Raw genomic sequence first — 24,702 nt, 5'->3', positions numbered from 1 at the left:
CGCCTGCTTGGTGTAACGATCAACTGACTGACGTAGCGATCTATCGCCTGACTCTTTTAAGATACAAGGGGCGGGTTTTACAACCATAATCGCCAAAAATTAATAATCTTATAAACCCGCCCCCTCTCAACTCAACGGTAAGCCTCAATGTACATTTTTTCCCTTGGATCAAAGTCAAGGTTGATATAGGTTATTAGTTGTGTGGGGGCGGGTTTATGAGATTGTACGTGTGCGTCGAATATTATTGGTAAAACCCGCCCCTAGAAGGTCAATAAATCAACCTTGCAAAACTTCAATTAAAGCATCGCCCATTGCCCGACAGCCGACGAGTTTCATGCCTTCTGACATGATATCACCAGTACGATAACCCCGATCCAAAACTTCTACAACTGCTTGCTCGATTTTATTAGCAGCTTCCGGCTGATTTAAGGCGTAGCGCAGCATCATTGCCGCGCTTAAAACTTGAGCGATGGGATTTGCTTTATCTTGTCCGGCGATGTCTGGTGCGGAACCGTGCACGGGTTCAAAAACTCCCGGCCCGCTTGCTCCCAAACTCGCAGAAGGCAGCATCCCAATACTACCAGTTAGCATCGCCGCCGCATCGGAAAGAATGTCGCCGAATAAATTGCCCGTGACAATTGTATCGAACTGTTTCGGCCAGCGAATTAACTGCATTGCTGCGTTGTCAACGTAGAGGTGAGAAAGTTCGACATCAGGGTATTCTGAAGAAAGGACAATAATACGATCGCGCCACAGTTGCGAAACGTCCAAAACATTTGCTTTATCCACGGAACACAGCCTTTTCCCGCGCTTCCTAGCCGTCTCAAAAGCGACTCGCCCGATTCGGTCAATTTCTGACTCGGTGTAAGCCATCGTATTAACACCGCGTTTTTCGCCTGTTTCCGTCTCAAAAATGCCTTTCGGTTTGCCAAAATAAATGCCGCCTGTGAGTTCGCGGATGACCATAATATCCACGCCTTCGACAACTTCCCGTTTCAAACTAGAAGCATCAACCAACTGCGGTAAAATAGTCGCCGGACGCAAATTTGCAAACAATCCCAATCCGGCGCGCAGTCCTAATAATCCCGTTTCCGGGCGCTGTTCGCGAGGCAAATTATCCCACTTGTAACCGCCAATTGCTGCTAACAATACGGCATCGCAGTTGCGGCATTTTTCCAGTGTTTCTTCGGGCAGCGGATTGCCTGTTGCGTCAATAGCAGCACCGCCCATTAAAGCTTCTTGAAATTCAAAGCCGATGTCCAATTGTTGACCGACAAGTTTCAGGACATCTACCGCCACAGCGATAATTTCAGGGCCGATGCCGTCTCCTGGTAAAAGAGTGATGCGGTAGTTTTGAGTCATATCGATTTTGGAGTTTTGATTTGAGATTTGAGATTGAGAGTTAATGGAAATTCTTTGAAAATGCCAGACATTCTCACAAGGTTATAATCATATCAGGATAAGCAACCTCAGAATTCATTATGACATTCCCGACTTACCCGCCTGCTCAAGCTGAACCGCCTCTAGACCCCCGACAGAGTTTGCCAACAATGTATGATTTACCTAGCGAAGACCCAAAGGAGCCCGGTTTGCCAGATACATTTCATTTAGATCAGCCGCAACTCTTGGAATTCACGTTTTTGCCGCCGGGATGGGATGCGGAACAAGTCTTTACAGCCAGTGACCTAAATTTGTATTACGATGCAACACAGCCGCGCTGGCATAAACGCCCGGATTGGTTTGCTGCGGTGGGTGTGCCAAGGCTTTATCAAGGGCGCGATATGCGTTTGAGTTATGTAGTTTGGCAAGAACGGGTAAATCCGTTTGTGGTGGTGGAATTGCTATCGCCGGGAACTGAAGATGAAGATTTAGGGCGGACTGTTCAGCAAGCTGGGGAACCGCCGACTAAGTGGCAAGTTTATGAACAAATTTTGCGGATTCCTTACTATTTTGTGTTCAGTCGCTACACGGATGAATTGCGAGCTTTTCATCTTGTAGGAGGCCACTATGAACCTGCAGAATTAATTGATGGGCGGTTATTTATTCCTGAGTTGCAGTTGAGTTTAGGTTGGTGGCAAGGCACTTATAAGAGTATGAATCGGTTGTGGTTGCGGTGGTTTACGGCCCAAGGAGGGTTGATTTTGAGTCCGGGTGAAAGAGCAACGGCGGCGGAACGGCAACTGATAGAATCTCAACAGCAAGTAATTGAAGCTCAACAGCAACTCATAGAATCTCAACAGCGAGAGGAAAGACTAGCGGCGCGGTTGCGGGAACTAGGCATCGATCCTGAACAGTTGGTGTGAAATACCCAAACTAAACGGAGTACCGTTATAGTTCGGGCTTCGTGTCTCATCTGCCATTGCTCTGTTGGGAATACCCGTTACCGAGTATTCGTCACTGAAGACGATCCGAGTCTTACACAGCATCTCTGGCTTTGCAGCCTTTATCCCTTCGTAGGGAACCCACGCAGAAGCCCTGTTTCCCAAGGCAAAATTTTTCTTCGTGCAACAAACATGGCTTATTTTTTACAGCAGGGCGTTACCTTACCAACCAGCGGTCTGTTCTTTCCCCCTTTCTCTCGCAGTTATCCTTGGTAAGCATATTACTGCTACTGTGACCTATTGTTTGCAGTCGAGTGGGTGGGTCGCAACCACTTATATCTTACACGTTTCTGTTAGAAAATCCGGGAATTGTCGATCTTTTTCACAGACCTTGCTCGGCTTATATCCCCGCGCTAAACGGAGTACCGTTATAGCGTGGGACTTACGCCGATTGAGTTAATAGTTCTCGCACCCAGGCCTGGTGAAACCCGGTTTCTTCCTTCTATTTCTCGTGACTCGTCCCAAAACTCGTAGAAACCGGGTTTCTAGCCCCCATGCGTAATTCTTGCTTGAGTATTCCAAAAGCCCGATAGCCCATAACCCCTTTTCAACTCATCGAATCCGCGCAACACGAGTGAAATAAGATAAAAACAGTTCGATCGCACGCACGTACAAAAAAATCGGCAAGGAGTCGCACCAGTGGCAGAGGGCGAAGGCATACCAACATCAGCACAGATTGATAATCGGGACTATTCTTGGGCCTTTTGGCCGGTCGTCCCCCTCTATCCCTACAGCAAGAGGCGCACCATCCGCAAGGAAATAGTCAAGGACACAATCTGGACTTTTGACCAACTACAAGGCATTTTTTACGTTGTCGTCCCGATTCGGATGACAGTAATTAAATTAGAACCCGAAGGCCTTCTCGTCTACGCCCCCGTTGCACCGACTCCTGAGTGCATCCGCTTGGTAAAAGAGTTAGTAGCAGAGCACGGCGAGGTGAAGTACATCATGCTGACAACGGTTTCGGGCATCGAGCACAAAGTTTTTGTCGGCCCCTTTGCGAGGAGTTTTCCCGAAGCGCAGGTGTTTGTCGCCCCGCAGCAGTGGAGTTTCCCGGTGAATTTGCCCCTGAGTTGGCTGGGTTTGCCGGCGAAACGCACCTCTGTACTGCCCTTTGACAGCAGCAACACGCCGTTAGCCGATCAATTTGATTGGGCAATTCTCGGCCCCCTCGACCTCGGTTTGGGCAGATTTGCGGAAGTTGCGTTATTTCACAGACGATCGCGCACGCTGATGTTAACAGATTCCATAGTTTCGATTCCCGAAAACCCGCCCGCGATCGTCCAACTCGACTCGTACCCGCTGCTGTTTCACGCCAAAGACAGCGCCTCGGACATTGTGACAGACACCCACGAAAATCGGCGCAAAGGGTGGCAGAGAATCGCCTTATTTGCCATGTATTTTAGCCCCAGCGTGCTGGAAGTGCCGCCGTGGTCCCAGGTATTTGCCAGCGCACGCAAAGCGCCAGAACGCTCTAGGAAAGCTTATTTCGGGTTGTATCCGTTCAAGTGGAAAACACATTGGGAGCGATCGTTTGAGGCTTTGCGGGGAGGGGGGCGGTTGTTTGTCGCGCCGATTTTGCAGACATTGATTCTCAACCGCGCGCCGAGGGAAACTCTCGATTGGGTGGATAAAGTGGCGAGTTGGGACTTTCAAAGGATTGTACCTTGTCACTTCGATGGTGCGATCGACTCCCGGCCGCGTGAATTTCGCCAAGCATTCTCATTTCTGGAAAAACACTCGCCTGTTAATTCTTTACCCGAAGATGATTTTAAATTGCTCAGGCAGATTGATGCCGGTTTGAATAAAACAGGTTTGGTTCCCCCTGCGAAAGACAAGGTTTAATCTGAAATTTTGCACCATTCTGAATAAGCTGTTTGAGCACAGGCATCTTGCCTGTGCCACAAAAAAATAAAGTATTGTGGAACGGGCAAGATGCCCGTTCCGGCTAGAAGCCTACCAAAAAGATTAAACTCTTGACAATTGGTGTCGGTTTATTCATTTATCTCATTAAATTATCAATCAGCTCATCCACCCTCAAAAGTTCTTGAATAATTTGCTCTACCCTCCGCAGTTCATTTATAGGATTTAGACTTCTAATAGTTTTCGGGGATGTAGCTGAAGTATGTGCCGCAACACCTCTTTCTTCCCCAAACGTATTCATGGTAGCCAGCCAAGCAGGATCTAAATCATCGGTATCTATTCCTATTGGCAAAAGCAACGCCAGAAGATTAGCTTCTTTGATTCCATGATTCGAGTCAATGCTTCGCTTAAAACTATTAATAGCTAAATCTATTTTTTTGTTGATTTTTATTTTTTCCGGTGGCAAAACTTTACTTCCCTTAGTTGGACTCAGTGTATCTGGTGGTGCTTCCATCATTTGACCAGAAAAGCCAAGCAAGCAGATTAAAGTACGGCAAGTCTTACCCTGACTATCCCAATTCTTTTTAGCATTAAGGGCTACTTCCCAAACTCTGTCCTCAAAATAAGCCTCAATTTCGGCATGAACTAAAACTCTGTAGGCAAGAGTTAAGGCTAGCTGCCGATCGGAATATAAACCTAGAGGATGAATCTTAGGAATAAATTGTTTTTTTAACCTATTTAACTGCTGGGTTAGAGTACGAAATCTAACTGATTTTGGCATACCTCTCAATAACTTACCTCAAACCGTTAAAGATAATATGGTTATCTACGAGTTCAGGTACATTAAACTCTACATCCAAAACCTTTAACAAAGCTTTGCCCCACAGTGAGAGACGAGTATGAGTTTGGCGAATGCTAGTTGTGCTTTTCTCAACAGCTTCTCTGAATTCGCTATTAGATGATGAACATAACTCTTTAAAAGCTTCTTCCACACCCGCCGGATTCTTCTCAGCAGCTTCACTAATAACTGGATCTGAAAAATAAAAAACCATTACATCTAAAATAGCTCGATTAAACTTGCCTCGGTAAGTATTATCACTACTCAACCACACGCGAAATATATTTTCTTCTCCAAATATTGTAGTGGTTGTTTGCACTGCCTTTTCAAATTGGCTAACTGTATATCTGACCTCAGTTTCTTTTTCTTTCCAATGCTTGTTGAGCTTTTTGCAAGTCATATCCAGGAACATTTTAAGATTACCGCGATAATCGGATAAAAAATGATGGAATCCTACATATCGCAGTAATAATTCGACATCGCGCATCCGAGGATCGGGATTTTGGGATTTAAGTATTTTTCTTAAAGCCTGATTTTTAATTGATTCGTCATCTAAAAAATTGATGAAATCACCTGGATGCAATGCTTGCCTGAGTTCTTGGGGAGATAGCGGAGTATTTTCTAAATTCAGACGGAGAAAAATTTTGTAGAGTAAACTTTCTGTATGCCAATTCCGAATCAAGGTAGTACGAAGAGTTTGATTATCCAGTGCATCAAGTACAGAACTATGGAGAAGATCGTTTTTTAGAGCCTCATGCGTACAACCATTGAGTTCAGGTCTAAACTCTAAGTTTTTCAAAGCAAAACTATTGTTGGGAGTTTCGCTCCTTCCATAAAATTGCAGAATCGTAAGCAAGCGTTGCTTGCCGTCAAGAACTACAAATTTTCCGCGTTTTTTATCTTGAGAAGCCAAAACTATATCTGGAATGGGAAATCCTAGAAAAATAGATTCAATAAACCTGCTTTTGCGAGTTATATCCCAAGCATCTCGTCTTTGAAATCTTGGATTAAGCTGAATATTGTCACGAACAAGTTGATCGAGTATGGTGGCTGTAGTCCAGTCATTTCCAGCTACAATTATTTCGGAAATTTCGTCTAAGACTGATTTGGAATTACCATTAGATTCAAGCTCATAATCTAGAGCTTCATCTTCCTCATCGAAGCTTACTTCTTCTTGTTTTTCTAAGAGGTTTAGTTCAGGCATGACCGCGCTCTACTGGGTAAGTTTAATTTGGATACAGATACCTAAGTATAGCAGAAGTCAGAAGCCTTAAGTTATCATAGCAGTAACTAATTTATCGATTATGAAAACGAGCGCTTTTAATTTTTACGTATTTTTAAGCTAGATGGCGAATTTCTTAACTTAAACTCATCAAACTTCACCACTTGCGACTCCGGTTTCCGCGTATCAAAATAGTAGCTACTCACAACACCACTACCCGTATCAAAAATAGTAAAAGCCGTAATATCATTGCTATCAATATAAGGCAGCGGCCGCCCGTCTTCTCCCAACAAAGGCGCCACAGTCGGCACCACAGGTTCCAATCCGTTCGGGTCTCCAATAGCGCTGTAATCTTCCCGATATGCCGGCGGCACAAATCGGCGCTTTTTCCCCACAAAAGCACCGTAACTGTTGCCAACATTAGAACTCTCCAAAAAGTGCATTCCGCTGGAACTTACAAACCGATTCCACAAGTGCGAATGTCCGTAAAATACCAACTGCACCCCCGCTGTTTCTAGTAGTGGCACTACATCCCGAATCAGATAATCTTGCTGTTTCGGATACTCGTAACGCACCATTTTAATCTCGCCATCGAGAGCGCGATCGACTATTTGCACTGGATCAGTATAAGCAGGTACAATATTGTCACCCAGAGAATGTGGCGGGTAGTGAAACATCACAATTTTATATTTTGCCTGCTGAAATTCCGCACTCTTTAACTCTTTTTGCAGCCAAGTATATTGAGCGCTACCCTTGACAATCGGCTCAAAAATATGCTGTCCGTATCCCCATTTTTCGGGATTATTAAAATCTGCGTCCCGTTCCCGATACCTGCCTCTCGCACCCGGATCTAAATTCGGAGTCCGCCAGATATTCGCAACGTATAAAGTCACTAACCGCACGTCCCCAAAAGTCACAGCATAGTAATTTTTCCCTCCCGGTAAATTGAAAATTTCGTCATAGGTATCGCTATTAAAACTATTGTTTTTTAGCCATATTTCCCGCACGGAAGAGTCATTATTAGGATTCAAAGAGGCAGCACGTTGAGCGTATATTTTCTCGGCAGCAGCGCGGGGAAAAGGATCATTAAATTGGGCATCGAGTTTGCTTTTGGTTGCAAAGCGACCCATGATTTCATGATTGCCAATGGCCGGGAATAAAGGCGCGTGTTGGATCAGTTCGCCGCCGCTGTAAACTGTTTTGATGCCGTTTTTGTCCAGTTCGGAAAATGCGCGCCCTTGCATAGCGGGAAAGAAGGCGCGGCCTCGGTAGTCGTCAAACCATTCGGAAGCGCGATCGGGTATATTAATTAAATCCCCAGCCATGAAAACCGCGTCAACTCTCCCAATTGTTTCGGCTACTTTCTGGAGATTTGCTGCTGTCATAGGCATCAATTGATGGTCGGAAGTGAGGAGAATTTTGAGCGCAATTCCTGCTGCTGGTGTCGGAGAAAGAGTGAATATTTTGCTGCTGACAGATGCACCGTCTTTCCTTTCGCTGGTGACTCGATAAGGAATGGGAACACCGGGCATTAAATTGGGGACTTCTGCTTCGTGGCGCCAGATGTCGCGGACAATTGGATTACTGTCAATTATGCTTTGTTTCATTTCATCGGAAATGTGAGAGTCTTTGTCTTCGCGAGTGCGGCTTAGCTTGGTAGTATTTGCAGCCGCAAATTGACTCAAATTTTCGCCATAAGCAACAGTGTTGCGAGTACCTGGAAACTCGGTAAACCAGACAACTCGCACCGAGTTTACTGTTGGAAGTTGCAAAAACGGATCGCTTAAAAGCTGAGGTTTGTTAAGGTAAGATTGCATCATGAAACCTAGCAATAGGACAATCAAAATCAAAACACCAAAAAACCAGGGATTGCGAGAATAACCTTGAGAAATTTCTACTTTATTGGGCAAAGGCGTTAACATAATTCATTAGTCATTAGTTTGTAAGGGCGGGTTGCACCAGCCAAACAGAACTCCCCACCCCAATATATAAACCCGCGCCACCCACTTTAAATTTTAAACTACCCACGTTATCAAAAAGTTAAGAAATTAGTAAAATATTTCCCATCTAACAAACCTCAACGATTTTTTGACCTCTTCTGAACTCTCCATTCTCTTTCTCTGTGCCCTCTGCGCCCTCTGTGGTTAATTAAAAAAAATTCTCAAAAATGCTTGAGACTTGCGATATAACATTCTTAACACCCTTCCTTCAATCTAAAATCTAAAATCTAAAATCTAAAATCCCATGACTCGCCACCTTCTCAAAGCCAACTGCAAAACCGTACACTTAGGCGGTTTTTCTCCGAAGATCGAACCTGCTTTAACTGTCGATTCGGGCGATCGCATCGATATCGAAACCTATTCAGGATATTATGTTGCTGACAAAGCGCCGCCGGAATTTCTCACCCCCGAATTTTTAGATATTTGTCAGAATTTGCCTCCCAACCGCAAAGTTGGGCCGGGGCCACACTTGCTGACAGGCCCGATTTATGTTAACCATGCCGAACCGGGAGACGTTTTAGAAATTCACATTGAGGATGTTTACCCAAGTTTACCAGTAGGATTTAATGCAATTCGCGCCGGATGGGGAGCTTTACCTGACTATTTTCCCGAACCTAAATTGCGGTTTATTCCGCTAGATTTAGAGCAAAAAACTGCTGAATTTCCCCCAGGTAGCCGCCTTGGGATTCCTCTGCATCCTTTTTTTGGAATTATCGGCGTCGCCAATGCCGAAATCAACCGTTCTTCTATTCCTCCAGAGCGCTACGGCGGCAATATGGACAATCAGGAACTGCAAGCAGGAACGCGGTTATTTTTACCTGTTTTTCTGCGCGGCGGTTTACTGTCCATCGGCGACGGACATTCGGCACAAGGAGACGGTGAAGTTGACGGTACTGCTATAGAAACTTCGATGAACGGGACTATTAAAATCATCTTACGCAAGGATTTTATTTTGATGTTTCCGTTTGCAGAAACGCCCACTCATATTGTAATTATGGGATTCGGTAGAACATTAGATGAAGCGTTTGAGGTGGCGGTCAAACAGACGGTTTATTGGTTGCAAAAGTTTGCAGGTTTCAAAGAAGAAGAGGCTTATGTTTTGTGTTCCATCGCGGTAAATTTTCGGATTACGCAGGCTGTCAACAATCCTCAAAAAGGAGTTCACGGAATGATTCCCAAGTGTATTCTGCTCGATGTGAACATTATTGACCACCGAGTTTGAGGTAAAATGATAACACGCGATCGACAAAAAACTTAAGATCGCGATCGCACAAACGACACAAATTTGTCACTGCTGTGGTCGATCGGGATCGCCCTGCTGTTGACAATTAAGCTTAAAATGGGATAAGTTACCAGTTCTACCTAAATCGAACTCAACATGAAAAACCAGACTGACGATGTTGCCAAAAAAGATTTAGTCGATCGAGCTTTTGGCAGTGCAGCAATACCAGATCCGACAGCGTGGGTGCACGAACATTATTTTCTGGCTAATTTCGCCGATACTCTGGCGCACATCCAAGAACATATGTCTGATGAGAATTGCGAAAGCGCCGAGAATGGTGACTCTGGCGAGGGGATATTATCGATCGATGCCAAAATTAGAGATATGTTGAGAGCTACTTTTAGCGACGACGGCTGGCAGTATGTCGAAAGTTTATTGTGACTTTGGTAAAATCCATAAGTATTTGTACGTTCATAACTTTAGAGCGTAAGTTATACCAGTTTAAAAAAAGAATCCAACTTTAGGCCGGTGATCTAAACCCTTAGCTCATCCGTTATTCCCAATTCTTTAACCTCAAATATCAAATCTCAAATAATATCAGTTTCCTCCTCCAACACAGACTCGCGACTCAGAGTAGCTGCGTGCATTTCCACCCCCATTTAAAGTAAATTTGACGTATTGTGATGTAGGATACTTTAGATGGGGGGGAAATTACTGTCGCTAGGAATTTCGATCGATCGCAAAAACGCGGCACTTTCTTCGGGCAAAGCAGTATTGATAAACATCCCGCTGCCCAACTCAAACCCAGCTTGCTTCGTCACTCTGGGAATAATTGCGATATACCAGTGAAAGTATTTTGTTGCCCGTTGGGCGATCGGCACCGATCGAATATTATAATTGTAATCGGGATTGTTCAATCCGTAATAAAACTTAGCCAGTACAGTTTTCAAAGTATAAGCAAGATCGGTAAGTTCCGCATCAGTAATTTCATCAAACGAAGAGGAATGCCGGCGCGGAAAAATCCAAGTGTGAAACGGTGAAAGTGCAGCGTAAGGGATAAAAGCCACAAAATGTTCACTCTCACAAATCACTCTTTCCTTCGCGGCTAATTCGTCTTCCAAAGTGCGGCAAAACAGACATTCTCCCGTGTCGTCAAAATATCTAATAGCTTCGTCGATGCGGCTGCGAAATTGGCTGGGTACTACGGGTGTCGCTGCTATCTGCGAGTGGGGGTGTTCGAGAGAAGTTCCGGCAGTTTCCCCATGATTCTTGAAGATAATAATTGTTTCAATGTAAGGATTTTTTCTAATTTCTACATAGCGCTGGCGGTATACTAAAAGTATGTTTTCAACTTCTTCAACGCTCAACAAAGCTGTCGTCAAATCGTGTCGCGGGTGTTCGACAATTACTTCGTGAACGCCGATTCCCGCCATCGTGCGGTGAATTCCCGATGATATCCTCATCCATTCTGCTGTCGGGGAGAGAGCGGGATATTTGTTATAAATTGCCCTGACTTTCCAGCCAGTGCGATCGCCCAAACGGCAAGTTTCTAAGGTTCCGTCTTCCTCATTTCCCACACAAAACGGGCAATCGGCACGGTGCGGTGGCACTAATATTTCGCACTTGTTTTTGTTAGCGAATTGATCTGGTCTTGTCGCCCGTTCGGTGGCGATGATTACCCAATCTCTGGTAATTAAATTTTGTCTAAGTTCAGACACTTTTTTACCTTCACTTGTAGGGCTTAACCGTTTATTATTGTATAGAAGAATTTGTATTTTGTCATTCCCTATTGCAAATTTTTAACAAATCTTGATTTATAATTTTTCCAGCCGTTTCCCAACAAAAGTTAACAACAGTTGGCATCGAGGAAAGAGGGCGATTAGGGACTACAGTGGTTGCTCGCGATCTTACATAATATCTGTCTAGGCAGTACAGGCAAGCACAGATTTTAATTGCAGAGATTAAGCCAACTGCAACTGCACATTCTGCAACTTGCAAATAGCTTTCAACACTTGCGCCAACAAGAGCGATCGCTCTTTGTCAATCAAGTTCAATTCCGGTAAAATCTGATAAGTGCAAGGATTTCCGCGCGTCACCCGCACAAACCGATAACTTTCGCCATTCGTTGTCAATCCCCAAACAGACGATTGCTGCTGCAAACTTTTATAAGTATAAGTCAGCAATTGCGGCAAACCGGCCCAAGGATCGATCGCACTATTTTGCGCCTCGACTACCAAAATCCCAAACTGTGCCGCCGCGAGTTCTGCATCCGGCTGATTTACGGCTAAGACATCCAACCGCCATTTAATTAAAGTATTCCCATCCTCAACCTCGATGGGGATGCTATCTTCCATTGTCAGCACGATCGGAATATCAAAAAATCCTGCTAATCTCATTAAGGGTGAAAGCACTAAAATTTTAACCAGTTCTTCTGAAACTTTTCCGGCGGATAAGTAGCGTCGAAAGTCAGTTCTAATTTTTAATATTTCCTGCTGTTCTAATTCTGACAGCGGTTCCAGAGAGAAAAAATCTGTGAAGGCGTCTCCTTCTCGCTCTTCCAGTTTGAGAAGGCGGCGAACGTCATTTAGCGAAACTTGGCTTGCTTCTAAACTTTGGGTCATGCTTTCCCCTATCATTCAGGTTGAATAATTCTTTTCAAGCAGCTTCACATCATTATATTATTAAACTAAAATTTTTACAAAATTTTATATAAAACATTGGCCCAAAACCAAGCTTGAGCGAACTTTATTTAGCCTCCAAATTCGAGGCAATTATAATTTTTAAATAAACAGCCCCAGCCCCAAAATTTACACAATAACCAAAATTCTTAACGAAACTAAAGATATTTTTGCGGTCAATTGCGTACAAAATAGTTTAAAGAAGTAGATGCAGTTACAGAAAAAGCAATGTCACAAGATACCATCGAATCAATTCTTCATGAAAAACGCCTATTTCACCCGCCCGCTGAATTCTCAGAAAAAGCACACATCAAAAGCTTAGAAGAGTACCAAGCCCTCTACGATAAAGCCAAAGCTGACCCCCAAGCATTCTGGGCAGAACTTGCCGCCCAAGAATTGCACTGGTTCCAAAACTGGGATACCGTGCTCGACTGGCAGCCGCCTTTTGCTAAATGGTTTGTCAACGGCAAAATTAACATTTCTTACAATTGTCTCGATCGCCACTTAACCACTTGGCGCAAAAATAAAGCCGCCCTGATTTGGGAAGGCGAACCCGGAGACTCTCGCACCCTCACCTACGCGCAACTCCACCGCGAAGTCTGCCAAATGGCGAACGTCATCAAAGAATTGGGAGTCCAAAAGGGCGATCGCGTCGGCATTTATATGCCCATGATTCCCGAAGCTGCGATCGCCATGCTAGCCTGCGCCAGAATCGGTGCAGTACACAGCGTTGTTTTTGGCGGATTTAGTGCAGAAGCTTTGCGCGATCGGCTTAACGACGGCCAAGCAAAACTCGTCATCACCGCAGACGGTGGCTTCCGCAAAGATGCCGCAGTTGGCCTCAAAGAACAAGTAGACAAAGCCCTCGCCAACAACGTCACACCCAGCGTTACCAACGTTCTCGTAGTTCAGCGTACCAAACAGCAAGTGCACATGGAACCCGGCCGCGATCTTTGGTGGCACGACTTGCAAAAAGACGCCTCCGCCGACTGCCCCGCCGAACCGATGGACAGCGAAGATATGCTGTTCGTACTCTACACCAGCGGAAGTACCGGAAAACCAAAAGGAGTCGTCCACACCACAGGTGGCTACAACCTTTACACCCACATGACAACCAAGTGGATCTTCGACATCCAAGATACCGATGTCTACTGGTGTACGGCAGACGTAGGCTGGATTACAGGCCACAGTTACATAGTCTACGGCCCGCTTTCCAACGGCGCTACCACAATCATGTACGAAGGTGCGCCCCGCGCGTCCAACCCTGGCTGTTTTTGGGATGTGATCGAAAAATACGGCGTCACCGTTTTTTACACTGCACCCACTGCGATCAGAACATTCATGAAAATGGGTGAACACTTGCCGAATGCGCGCAATTTGTCATCTTTACGATTGTTAGGAACCGTCGGCGAACCGATCAATCCCGAAGCTTGGATGTGGTATCAACGAGTAATTGGCAACTCGAATTGTCCGATCGTCGATACTTGGTGGCAAACAGAAACCGGGGGAATTATGATTACCGCTTTGCCCGGTGCAATTCCTACAAAACCCGGTTCTGCCACCCTACCGTTCCCCGGAATTGTGGTCGATGTTGTTGACCAAGATGGCGAACCAGTCACTAACGAAAGCGGCGGTTATTTAGTGGTGAAACATCCTTGGCCGGGAATGATGCGTACACTTTACAACGATCCCGATCGCTTCCGCCGCACCTATTGGGAATATTTGCACCCGAAAGATGGCGAATTCGTGTACTTTGCAGGGGACGGCGCGCACAAGGACAAAGACGGTTATTTCTGGGTAATGGGCCGCGTTGACGATGTAATTAATGTCGCCGGACACCGACTCGGCACAATGGAAGTCGAGTCAGCTTTGGTATCGCATCCAGCGGTGGCGGAAGCTGCGGTTGTTGGTAAACCTGATGAGATTAAAGGTGAGGACATTGTGGCTTTTGTCACGCTGGACAACTCGCAGCAACCTAGCGATGAATTGGCTAAGGAATTGAAGCAGCACGTTGTTAAGGAAATTGGGGCGATCGCCCGTCCCGGCGAAATTCGATTTACTGATGCTTTGCCGAAAACGCGAAGCGGCAAAATCATGCGCCGATTGCTGCGTTCTTTAGCTGCGGGAGAAGAGGTTTCTGGGGATACTTCGACTTTGGAAGACCGGACGGTTTTGGATAAGTTGCGCGGCGGTGCGTAGGGGTATTTTTTTCAGGGCAGGTTCTTAATAGCAGTAAGGTGTGCCCGGTCGTGCACCTTACTCTTTTTGCTTATGCTATCTTAGATATTTTTAGTGTAGTAATGAATTATTTGGCTCATCTATTCTTATCAAAAGGCACGCCAGAATCCCTGATCGGCAACCTCTTAGGAGATTTTGTCAAAGGAACGGCACTCAACCTTTATCCCGAGGAAATTAGAAAGGGCATCGATTTGCACCGCAAAGTAGATAGCTACACGGACTCTCACCCAATAGTGCGAGCGAGTAAAAGCCTTGTTTCTTCCCACAGACGAAGGTTTGCTGGAGTTTTGATTGACGTGTTTTACGACCACTTCTTAGCTAAAAATTGGCTGGAATATTCAGAAATTCCGCTCCGGGATTTTTCTCAGGATGTCTATAAAATCCTGCAAGACAACCGCGATATATTACCTGACTCTCTCCAGCGGGTGTTGCCCACAATAATTGCCCGCGACTTGCTTTCATCTTATCAGGAAATTGCCGAAATCGGCATCACTCTTACAAGAATGTCGGCGCGACTCAAACGCACAAATAACTTGGCAAGTGGCATAGAAGATTTGACAGCTAACTATCAGCGATTAGAATCAGATTTTCGAGATTTTTTCCCCGACTTGATAAAATACGCCACACTTGACAAATATTAATACAAACAACAAAAACTCCAGTTGCTAGTGATAACGAACTCGTGTATAATCCAAGCGATACCTGCATGAAATCTCAAATGCAACAGGGTTCAAAATATGGCAACCAGAATTCCGAACCTGCAAATAACTAAAGTAGTTGACGGCGACAGCATCAAAATTTTTCTCAACGGCAAAACCGAGGCTCTGCGCCTGATTTGCGTCGATACAGAAGAAAGTCATTCGGGAGGTTCCAAACCTGTAACTGCGGCGGGGAAAGCAGCTTCGGAAATGGCTAAAAAATACTTCGCCACAACAGATGGCGGACTTGCTCAAATTGACATAGAATTTGATACAGACGATTCGGTTGAAGTGGCTCTACAAAAACACCGCGACAACTACGGGCGTCTCCTCTGTTACGTACATAAAGACGGAGAAAATTACAATCTGAAACTGATTGCAGAAGGCTGGAGTCCCTACTTTGTAAAATACGGGCGATCGAGATTGTATCACCGCCAAATGACTGAGGCAGAATCGGCAGCAAAAGCTTACAATCTGATGATTTGGAATCCGATTATCAATGCCAAAATCCCCTCTCGCAACTATGCTAATTTACTGCCTTGGTGGTCGATGCGAGCCTCAATTGTTGAAGAGTTTCGGTTGTCGGAAGCAACCGCAGGAGCGCTTTCTTTGAGGTTGCACTACCCTAAAATATTAGCAGCTTCTGAGAGAGCTAAATCTATTACTATTTTCTGCGATTTGCAAGCGGGAATTACTAAATGGATCGGCGGCAGCGCTCTAATTTATGCTGGTTCGGTGTATCATAGATTAGATTTGTGGATACCAGATGCGGAAACTGATGAAATGGCTCCATTGAAGCGGCTAATCGAGAAGCGTTATGCGGGTCTGGGACGGGGATATGTGTATGTCAGTGGGAAGGTAAAACAGTACAAAGGGAAGCCTCAAATAGTTTTGAAGGATATCAAACAACTTTCAGACTTTCCCCGATAATATTTAAACTAGAGTTAATTTTATCAATCCTTTTTACTACATATAATTTTCTTAGGAAGTAAGCTCGCGCAAATAGAGGGCGATACTAAAAACCGATCGCCCTCTATTCAGCCATGATATTCTATTTATCAAGAGATGCAGGAACATTTATTGCTGCATAGAAGGAGTAGTGAAAAATCTGCATCCTAAAGGATTTGTGCGTGCAGATTGATTTTGAGGAGTTGTTATAGGAGGACTAGAGTTAGGAGATGTGCTATTCAATTCTGAGACGGTAAAAGATTTAGAAATGTTAGGATTTTTCCCGAGAGGGCTGGCAGAAGTGTTATCAAGATTTGGTGACTCGGTAATTGTAATCTCCTGTGTTGCATTTACATTTGTCTGCGATTTGACAGTGGTTTGTGCCTGAGACGGATAGGCAGTCATAGCAGAAATTACAGCGAAGCTCAGAAACCCAAGATAGCCCGTTGATTTAATCATATTTATCTAAACCTAAACTTAAAGAACTATTAGTAATGCTCCTAATAATAGATTAAGTTAGGAAAACTTATGTTTCAAGCGTGTTTATGCGTATTTTTTTAAACTTAATAATTAGGTATTTGTATGTAGAAAAAAAAGATAAAAACGGGGAAATTACTACTAAATGTAAAGTTGCAGTAAAGATAGCGGGTTTTTACTGAGAAAAAATCTTAGAAAATCCCGCTGGAGTTTTAATCACTGTCTGCAGACCGAAGAACACCTTTGTCGCTTAACACGCAGGATGCCTGTTCCACAAAATAAAATTTTCTTGTGGGCTTTTCCTCGGGGCCGAGTGCACCAAAATTGTTTGCAATTCGCGATCTACTAAACCCGGCCCCACAGGATTAAACCCTTAAAAGGAGAATGAAGTTCTCAACACACCAACTGAGATCGGGTCGCTATCGGGAGTGTGACCGGGTTGAAAAATCAAGATAACTCCAGGGGTGACGCTGATATTATCATTCACCTGCCAACGGTAAAATACCTCTACATGAGTAGTCGTTCCGGGTTGCCCGCCCGATCGCCCTAAACCCGTATCTAAAAAATCAGGAACGTTATTACCTGTAGGTAAATCGCTGCTGACAATTTTAGGCGGTTGCCCGATATAAATTCCTCCTAAATTTCCAGCTTTAAACAAATCGGGGAAATTTACAAAAACCATATAATTTGTAGTGGCTACCGTACCCGATTTACCAGGAATCCGAGAATTAGTATAACCAGCCCAACCTCCCAGAGCAACTCGCGATGAAATGCGCCAATTTAAACTTGCTCCAACTGCATTGGTTTGCAGAGAATCGGACTTATTTGTGTTAGAATTGATAGCTGTTAATTGGCTATCGCCTGCCAAAGTAATCAGATTACCGTCAGGCGAATAATCGTTAACGTAATAGATAGTAAAATCAACGGGGTCGGCTGGTGTCAGAGTTAGTTGTACACCCAAGGTATTGTGTCCTCTAGACCCGTTAGAACTGACAAAAAATCCAGAAATGTTAGTTGAATAAACTGCTTGCAAACTGGCTCTATTCGCAAATTGCCAGTCAATGCCGATGCCGCCTAAACCCAAACCAGTGTTCAAAATTGGGTTTCTTTGGGCGAAGGCAGAAATGGGGCCCGAAGCTGCACTTTCTGCCCGATTCGGCCCCCGAAAAGCGGTAATCATGTTAACTCCTGCTGTTCCTGCAAACACTGCCAATTTGTCGCCGACCAGAAAGCGGTAGTTGAGGTCGCTGACAGTTAATCCAGAAGTTTCGGCTACATTATAAGCAAGGTTTACGTCTTCGGTTAATTGTGGTGAATTGCTTCCGTTCTGGTTGTAAAAACCGATTAATAAGTTACTGCGAGGACTAAATTGAGTGGTTAAGTAGAATTGATTGAGGTTAATGGTGTTGACATTTGTACCGGGGTCTTTGGTATCTCTTTTGCCGTCTCTGGGAACCCGATCTGCACGGTTGGGCGTGCGCCCTTGTATTCCAAAAATGGTGAATCCTGATAGCTTAGTTGTTGTTGAAAATTGATTGGCTTCTAGTTCGGTAGCTCGCGCTTCTAGCACATCCACTCTGCCTCGCATTGTGGCAATTTCGGCTGCAAATTCTTCTTGCAATCTTTGTAGTTTTATTAAGTCGTCTCGCTTAGCTAGACTTTCAGTAGATTTGGCGATGGACTCGCGGATTGTATCTAAACAAGCATTGACTCCGGCTGCAAATTCATAGCGCGTTATAGCGCGGTTTCCGCGATAGGTTCCGTCGGGGTATCCAGCTATGCAGCCGTATCTTTCTACTAAGGATTGCAGTGCTTGAAAAGCCCAGTCTGTGGGCTGTACGTCGCTGAGTTGGGAAACTGATGTAACTTGTTCTAGTGAGTTGTCACCAGGGTAAACTAATGGGGGATTTTCTAATTTATTTTCTTCAACTAATGCGGGTATTGGGGCGGGCTGCGTTTCGCTGGCTTCGGATACGTGAGTTTCTATCTCACTCGCGATAGGTACGGGTGGCTCCGATGTGGGGTTTATCGGTGAAGTTTCATCTACATTGTCAGCTTTTTCGACTAATTTGCGATCGAGATTACGATCAAAATTCTCCGGTAGATTATTTGTCTGTGCGGGTAATTGATACCATTCATTAACTGGATCTTCCGAATTTGGACTATTTGCTGTTGTTTCAGGATCACTCGTTTCTGCTAAGGCTGGAATGCTGAATAATGCCTGCAATCCGAATCCTAGTATTAAGCTGCTAAGGATTTTCCAAATTGGTCGATCGCACTTATGATTTTTCATGTTAGTTATACTTTGTGAGCAAAAAGCTAAAAAAGTGAGAAAAAGCGTGATTTCTTACGGAGTAGCTACGCTTGACGCACTATTCGAGATGAAGGGCGATCGTAAATTGCATTCCTTCTCCCAAAACCGACGAACAAGTCAAACTGCCACCCTCGCTTTCTTCCACTATGTGACGGCTGATTGACAATCCGGTTCCCGTTTTTTTTAACAGATTTTGTAATGAAGGAAAAAACAAAAATCTGAGATATTATTTCCTCCGACATTTCTGTGCCATTGTCTTTAATTTTAATCAAAACATCTCGCTTTCGTTCGGATAGTTAAGTAGTAATATTAACGATGTGGGGGCGGATATAATCGAGACAAAAATACACCATTGCTTAGCTTTTTATACAGTATATCTCGTCTTTTCCAGCACCATTCATAAACACCAGATTCAGTTCCAACAGCATTTAAGCAAACTAATCTTTCCATAATTTTTGATGATGTGAATGGCCTGCTGATTGTTATAGGCCTTCAAACGGTGCTGCCAAACCATCAAAGTCCTATCAATTCCATCCCGGATATCGGCTAACATTTTATACTCGCTGTCTATAGGGGAAAAAGTATACAGCGATTTATCGCTTAACATCGTTCGCAGGGAAACACTAGCGATTTTTTTACCGATCGCCAACTGTTTAACTTCAGTATTATTAAGGTTGATTAAGCCCAATATTAAGTGTATTTAACCCGTTAATACTATAATATTATCACCGCAAATCTGTAGCTGCCAATAGCTGCGCGATCGATCCACACTCCAGAGACTTAAAAGCTATGTGCCAATTACTGGGAATGAACTGTAATGTTCCGACAGATATTTGCTTTTCTTTTGAGGGTTTTTCTGCAAGGGGGGGCAAAACGGACGTTCATCAAGACGGTTGGGGAATTGCTTTCTTTGAAGGTTTGGGATGTCGCCTTTTTATAGACTCTAAACCTGCGATTGCTTCTCCGGTGGCAGAAGTAGTGCGTCGCTATCCCATTCATTCAACTAACGTCATTGCTCACATCCGCAAAGCTACGCAAGGTGAAATTGCTCTGGAAAACTGCCACCCTTTTATTCGGGAACTTTGGGGACGTTATTGGGTATTTGCTCACAACGGAAATCTCGAAAACTTTTATCCAGAATGTGTCGGAGTTTACAAACCTGTTGGCAAAACTGACAGCGAAAAAGCATTCTGTTTGATATTAGAAAAGCTGCGCTCTAGTTTTCCTCAAAGTAAGCCTGCTTTAGCGGAAATTTACCCGGTACTGGAGGAAATTACTAAAAGTTTGGCACAACACGGAATTTTTAATTATTTACTTTCCGATGGAGAACACTTGTTTACCCACTGTTCTACTAATCTGCATTATATTGTGCGACAAGCACCTTTTGCTAGCGCGCACTCGATCGACGAAGATGTAACCGTCGATTTTCGGGAATTGACCAACGAAGACGATCGGGTGGCTGTTATTGCCACTTTTCCGCTGACAGATAACGAAGTTTGGACGCAAATTCAGCCGGGAGAATTACTGGTATTTCAGGATGGTTGGCCGGTCAATTCTGGGCTGCTGGAGTTAAGTTAACGGGACTTAAACAAATTTAAAGCCTAAACAGAGCATCGAAACTGCTAAATGACCAGCTTTCCAGCTTGATTGATAAAGCCAGATTTGCCATTGCGCTTGACAGCGGCTAAGCCTTCTGAAAAACTGGCAGCAGCCGAAAATTGGGGGGCGCTTTTCCACTAGCCTGCTTGATTAATGTATCCCCACCCTTTTGGAGGGGTAACTGCTGCTAAACCTTGATTAAATGAGCGGGAATTACACAATTAGAGGATGATTCTTGTGGCGTGTCCCGCCTTCAGTTAAAAGACATCTGGCACCATTGTCAATAAGCTTTTTATAAACAGGCTTTTCGGCCTGTTCCACAATAAAATTTATCTCTTGTGGAACAGGCAAGATGCCTGTTCTTGACAATGGTGCAACATCTCAGGTGAAAAGACATTAGCCTGACTAGGATATCCCATCCCACAAAACAATCAAAATCATCCCGCAATTATGCAACGGCTTCTACTGTCCCCGAACTGACAACAGAGGGATTAATTCGGTTGAACAGCCGCTAGAATTTGTCCGGCTGTCACCGTTTGCCCCTTTTCACAAAACAACTCGGCAACAGTGCCCGCAACATCAGCAGTAATAGCAATTTCCATTTTCATCGCTTCCAAAATTAACAGGCGATCGCCCTCAGCAACCGCATCTCCAACATTAACCAGCACCTGCCAAACATTAGCCGAAACGTGAGCGACAACTGCCTCACAACCGATCGGCAAAGTAATCTCCGCCACCGTTTCAGAACCCACATCCGCCGAGGATTCTGCTGCTGATTCAGCTTCAAATTCCCCGGATGCGGTCCAGCGATCGCGCTCTGCATTAAATGCGGCCTGCTGCTGGGCTTTAAATTCAGCCGCACTGTTAGCAATAGAATGCAAAAATTCATTGTATTCTCTCAAATTAAAAGTGATTTCCTCAACCTTTAATTTAAACTTCCCTTCGATAAATGCTTCCCGACAGCGGTGCAATTCCTCATGAGAAACCGGATAAAATCGGATTTGGTCAAAAAAGCGCAAAAGCCAAGGTTTACCAGACTGGAAATCCGCCGTTTGTTTGAACCGATTCCACATTTGCACCGTGCGGCCGACAAATTGATAACCTCCCGGCCCTTCCATCCCGTAAACGCACAAATACGCGCCGCCAATGCCAACTGCATTTTCAGGAGTCCAAGTGCGGGCGGGATTGTATTTAGTAGTAACTAAACGGTGGCGCGGATCGAGGGGAGTTGCGACGGGCGCACCTAAATAAACGTCTCCCAAACCCATTACTAAATAGCTAGCATTAAATACAATTTCTCTGACTTGTTCGATGCTGTCAAGCCCGTTTATGCGGCGAATAAACTCAATATTGCTGGGACACCAAGGTGCATCCGATCGCACAGACTGCATATATTTTTCAATGGCCAACAGCGTCGATTCATCTTCCCAAGATAAAGGCAAGTGTACAATTCGCGCCGGCACTTCCAAATCCTCGATCGCCGGAAGTTCCGCCTCAGCAGCAATCAGCGCCTGCATTAGCTGCTGTTGCGAAATCTGGTGGCCCTCAAAATGAATTTGCAGCGATCGCATTCCCGGCACTAATTCGATCACACCAGGCAATGGATTTGCTTTCAAATGTTCCATCAATGCGTGCGCCCGAAAACGCAAATTTAAATCCAGCACCAATGGGCCGTATTCAACTAGAATATATTTATCCCCAGCTTGACGGTAAGTAACAGCAACCTGTCCCAGAGATTCGGGAATTTCGTGCAAAATTGGAGAAGCGGAAACTGCGGGCAATTTCTCCGCATTTTTCCCAAAAACAGGCAAACTAAAAGTAGCAATTTGCCTATTTTGTGCTAATTCCCGCTGCAAAGCTTCAGCAAAACTCAAACAGTGAAAGCGAATGCTGTCCCCCGGTTTTAGTTGCCCGATTTTCCATAATTCTGACTGCACAATAGTAGCAGGACACACAAAACCTCCCAAACTCGGGCCGTCAAGACCGAGAATTACAGGCATATCGCCCGTAAAATCGATCGTGCCGATCGCATAAGCATTATCATGAATGTTAGACGGGTGCAAACCCGCTTCTCCTCCGTCTTGACGCGCCCAAGTGGGCTTCGGGCCGATCAGCCGAATGCCCGTCCGCGTCGAGTTGTAATGCACCTGCCATTCTGTAGAGAAAAACATTTCGATGTCTGACTCAGTAAAGAAATCCGGCGCGCCGTGAGGCCCGTACAAAACGCCGATTTCCCACTTATTACTGTAGGTGGGAATTAGTTCGGGAGGCAAAGATATTTCCGCTTCCAGAGTTGCAGTTTGGTTGACTTTTAACACATCTCCCGGACGCAGCGTGCGGCCCGCGTGCCCGCCAAATTTGCCCAGTACAAAAGTTGATTTGCTGCCCAAATAATCGGGGACATTAAAGCCGTGTTTGACTGCTAAATAAGTGCGGTAGCCGCCGCCTTGAATGGCTTTTAACTTGAGAATGCTGCCAGCTTTTACGGGAATTGCCGTCCAAAACGGCACCGATTCGCCGTTTAGCGTTCCCTTCATAGTTGCCCCAGTCAAACTAATAACTGTATCGGCATTAAAGCGCAGAGTTGGACCTGTAGCTGTGAATTCCAATCCTGCTGTCGATTCGGGATTTCCTACTAAACGATTTGCCGATCGAAATGCCAGATGATCCATCGGCCCGGAAGGCGGCACGCCAACATCCCAATAGCCAATCCGCCCCGGATAATCTTGAATGCTGCTGTAGGTTCCCCCATCCAATACATCGATCGTTAAAGGTGCGTATTCAAAAGAGTTTAAAAAGCGCGTGCTCAGTTCGCCCCGGCTGAATCGGGAATCGTCCAAAATCTGGCGGAGGTAATCTAAATTAGTTTCAATTCCTGCTATTTCACTGGCATCTAAAGCAGCTTTTAGTTTTACGATCGCCTGGGTTCGATTATCCCCGCAAACGATTACTTTGGCTAGCAGCGGATCGTAAAAAGGAGTAACCTCCGTGCCGGTTTCTATCCAACTGTCGCAGCGGACGTTTTCGGGAAACGCAACTTGATTCATCAACCCGGAACTCGGCTGAAAATTCTTGCCGGCATCTTCCGCATAAATTCGCACCTCAATTGAGTGTCCCTGCGGCCGATAGCGGTACTCTTCCAGGGGGAACAAATCTCCAGAAGCCTGTTTTACCATCCACTCAACGAGGTCTATGTTGTTGACAGCTTCAGTAACGCCGTGTTCAACTTGCAAGCGCGTGTTGACTTCTAAAAAATAAAACTGTTTCGCATCGACATCAAAGACAAATTCAACAGTACCGGCTGACTGGTAATTTACCGCTTTTCCCAACCGCACGGCTGCACTGTACAACTGATTTCGCTGTTCGTCGCTAATAGCAGGGGCGGGGGTTTCTTCAATTACTTTTTGATTGCGCCGCTGCACCGAACAATCTCGCTCGCCCAACGCTATGACATTTCCTTTGCCATCTCCAAAAATTTGGACTTCTATGTGCCTGGCTGTTTGAATGTATTTCTCTAAAAAAACGCCGCTTTGTTTAAAATTGCTTTGACTCAAACGCTGTACTTTTTCAAATGCTTCTGCCAAATCTCGATCGCCAAAACAAGCCTGCAAACCGATGCCGCCGCCGCCTGCGGTACTTTTGAGCATCACCGGATAGCCGATCGCCCTAGCCGCTTTTTGGGCATCCTCTAAACTTGCTAAAAGTTCGCTTCCGGGAGTTAGCGGCACTTGATTTGCAGCGGCTATTTCCCGCGCGGTGTGCTTCAATCCAAAGCAGCGCAACTGACTCGGAGTCGGGCCGATAAATGCAATATTTTCGCTTGCACAAGCTTCGGCAAATTCAGCATTTTCGCTCAAAAATCCGTAACCCGGATGGATAGCTTGAGCTTTTGTTTGGCGCGCAACTTCGAGAATGCGATCGAACCGCAAATAACTCTCGGCTGCGGCGGCGGCACCGATACAAACGGCTTCGCTGGCGGCGAAAACGTGTTTGGCGTGGGCATCGGCTTCCGAATATACTGCTACCGAAGCAATTCCGAGGCGATCGAGGGTGCGGATAATTCGGCAGGCAATTTCACCGCGATTTGCAATCAAAACTTTGTTAAACATTTGGGTATTTGTATGAATCTTTTATTGATAAGTCAACCGCAGATGTAAGGGAGATGAACCCAGATAAACGCAGATATTTTCTAGATAGGAAAGCTTGGGAATGCTATGCAAGTCT

The 24,702-nt window shown here is 45.0% G+C and carries 18 protein-coding genes and 1 pseudogene; 8 read left to right on the top strand and 11 right to left on the bottom strand.

Annotated features, from left to right (window positions below; all coding sequences use genetic code 11):
* Nucleotides 1–276 precede the first annotated feature (276 nt).
* On the bottom strand, nt 277–1,362 hold the full coding sequence (gene leuB, locus QUA77_RS16480; protein WP_333451238.1) for a 3-isopropylmalate dehydrogenase: 1,086 nt from the start codon (nt 1,360–1,362) through the stop codon (nt 277–279).
* A 119-nt stretch (nt 1,363–1,481) separates the two neighbouring features.
* On the opposite strand from leuB, the gene QUA77_RS16475 reads away from it, so the two are divergent.
* Nucleotides 1,482–2,303: a Uma2 family endonuclease gene (locus QUA77_RS16475; protein ID WP_333451236.1), complete on the top strand. Its 822-nt coding sequence runs from the start codon at nt 1,482–1,484 to the stop codon at nt 2,301–2,303.
* Nucleotides 2,304–3,020: 717 nt separating this feature from the next.
* Nucleotides 3,021–4,226: a DUF4336 domain-containing protein gene (locus QUA77_RS16470; protein WP_333451234.1), complete on the top strand. Its 1,206-nt coding sequence runs from the start codon at nt 3,021–3,023 to the stop codon at nt 4,224–4,226.
* 157 nt (nt 4,227–4,383) lie between these two features.
* Here QUA77_RS16470 and QUA77_RS16465 read toward each other — a convergent pair whose 3' ends face one another.
* The 3 genes from QUA77_RS16465 to QUA77_RS16455 all read right to left on the bottom strand — a co-directional run bounded on the left by QUA77_RS16465 (nt 4,384) and on the right by QUA77_RS16455 (nt 8,226).
* Nucleotides 4,384–5,025 carry a HEPN domain-containing protein gene (locus QUA77_RS16465; RefSeq protein WP_333451233.1) on the bottom strand — a complete coding sequence of 214 codons (642 nt, stop codon included), beginning with the start codon at nt 5,023–5,025 and terminating at the stop codon, nt 4,384–4,386.
* A 13-nt stretch (nt 5,026–5,038) separates the two neighbouring features.
* Nucleotides 5,039–6,286, bottom strand: a complete 1,248-nt coding sequence (locus QUA77_RS16460; RefSeq protein WP_333451230.1) for a DUF262 domain-containing protein — start codon at nt 6,284–6,286, stop codon at nt 5,039–5,041.
* A gap of 116 nt (nt 6,287–6,402) precedes the next feature.
* Nucleotides 6,403–8,226 (bottom strand): metallophosphoesterase, encoded by a 1,824-nt coding sequence (locus tag QUA77_RS16455; RefSeq protein ID WP_333451228.1) that lies wholly within the window; start codon nt 8,224–8,226, stop codon nt 6,403–6,405.
* Nucleotides 8,227–8,548: 322 nt separating this feature from the next.
* On the opposite strand from QUA77_RS16455, the gene QUA77_RS16450 reads away from it, so the two are divergent.
* Both QUA77_RS16450 and QUA77_RS16445 read left to right on the top strand, forming a co-directional pair.
* Nucleotides 8,549–9,526, top strand: coding sequence for an acetamidase/formamidase family protein (locus tag QUA77_RS16450; protein ID WP_333451226.1), 978 nt, complete (start codon nt 8,549–8,551; stop codon nt 9,524–9,526).
* A gap of 156 nt (nt 9,527–9,682) precedes the next feature.
* Nucleotides 9,683–9,967 (top strand): hypothetical protein, encoded by a 285-nt coding sequence (locus QUA77_RS16445; protein ID WP_333451225.1) that lies wholly within the window; start codon nt 9,683–9,685, stop codon nt 9,965–9,967.
* Between the two features lie 254 nt (nt 9,968–10,221).
* Here QUA77_RS16445 and galT read toward each other — a convergent pair whose 3' ends face one another.
* Together galT and QUA77_RS16435 are read right to left on the bottom strand one after the other, a co-directional pair.
* A complete protein-coding gene (gene galT / locus QUA77_RS16440) occupies nt 10,222–11,244 on the bottom strand; it encodes a galactose-1-phosphate uridylyltransferase (RefSeq protein WP_333451223.1) in 1,023 nt (340 codons plus the stop codon).
* Nucleotides 11,245–11,487: 243 nt separating this feature from the next.
* Nucleotides 11,488–12,147, bottom strand: a complete 660-nt coding sequence (locus QUA77_RS16435; protein ID WP_333451221.1) for a restriction endonuclease subunit R — start codon at nt 12,145–12,147, stop codon at nt 11,488–11,490.
* A gap of 285 nt (nt 12,148–12,432) precedes the next feature.
* On the opposite strand from QUA77_RS16435, the gene acs reads away from it, so the two are divergent.
* The 3 genes from acs to QUA77_RS16420 all read left to right on the top strand — a co-directional run bounded on the left by acs (nt 12,433) and on the right by QUA77_RS16420 (nt 16,070).
* Nucleotides 12,433–14,403, top strand: coding sequence for an acetate--CoA ligase (gene acs / locus QUA77_RS16430; protein ID WP_333451219.1), 1,971 nt, complete (start codon nt 12,433–12,435; stop codon nt 14,401–14,403).
* Nucleotides 14,404–14,453: 50 nt separating this feature from the next.
* Nucleotides 14,454–15,083: an ACP phosphodiesterase gene (locus QUA77_RS16425; RefSeq protein ID WP_333451217.1), complete on the top strand. Its 630-nt coding sequence runs from the start codon at nt 14,454–14,456 to the stop codon at nt 15,081–15,083.
* Nucleotides 15,084–15,179: 96 nt separating this feature from the next.
* Complete coding sequence (locus QUA77_RS16420) at nt 15,180–16,070, top strand: thermonuclease family protein (RefSeq protein WP_333451215.1); 891 nt, start codon at nt 15,180–15,182, stop codon at nt 16,068–16,070.
* Between the two features lie 147 nt (nt 16,071–16,217).
* Here QUA77_RS16420 and QUA77_RS16415 read toward each other — a convergent pair whose 3' ends face one another.
* The 3 genes from QUA77_RS16415 to QUA77_RS16405 form a co-directional block, all read right to left on the bottom strand.
* Complete coding sequence (locus QUA77_RS16415; protein ID WP_333451213.1) at nt 16,218–16,547, bottom strand: hypothetical protein; 330 nt, start codon at nt 16,545–16,547, stop codon at nt 16,218–16,220.
* Between the two features lie 391 nt (nt 16,548–16,938).
* The gene (locus QUA77_RS16410; RefSeq protein WP_333041370.1) at nt 16,939–18,858 is read right to left on the bottom strand and encodes an iron uptake porin; all 1,920 of its coding nucleotides are present in this window, start codon (nt 18,856–18,858) and stop codon (nt 16,939–16,941) included.
* Between the two features lie 433 nt (nt 18,859–19,291).
* Entirely contained in the window at nt 19,292–19,567 is a 276-nt protein-coding gene (locus QUA77_RS16405; RefSeq protein ID WP_333041368.1) for a hypothetical protein, read from the bottom strand.
* Nucleotides 19,568–19,668: 101 nt separating this feature from the next.
* On the opposite strand from QUA77_RS16405, the gene QUA77_RS16400 reads away from it, so the two are divergent.
* A complete protein-coding gene (locus QUA77_RS16400) occupies nt 19,669–20,457 on the top strand; it encodes a class II glutamine amidotransferase (protein ID WP_333041367.1) in 789 nt (262 codons plus the stop codon).
* Between the two features lie 44 nt (nt 20,458–20,501).
* On the opposite strand, the pseudogene QUA77_RS29335 reads toward QUA77_RS16400, so the two are convergent.
* Nucleotides 20,502–20,603: pseudogene (locus QUA77_RS29335) on the bottom strand (WG repeat-containing protein); the annotation flags it as partial.
* A gap of 366 nt (nt 20,604–20,969) precedes the next feature.
* A complete protein-coding gene (gene uca, locus QUA77_RS16395) occupies nt 20,970–24,587 on the bottom strand; it encodes an urea carboxylase (RefSeq protein WP_333451211.1) in 3,618 nt (1,205 codons plus the stop codon).
* Nucleotides 24,588–24,702 lie beyond the last annotated feature (115 nt).

The organism is Microcoleus sp. K5-D4 (assembly GCF_036704575.1).
Classification (GTDB): Bacteria; Cyanobacteriota; Cyanobacteriia; order Cyanobacteriales; family Microcoleaceae; genus Microcoleus.
The sequence above is the reverse complement of the archived record's forward strand: the minus strand, read 5'-3'. Positions and strand labels throughout refer to the sequence as shown.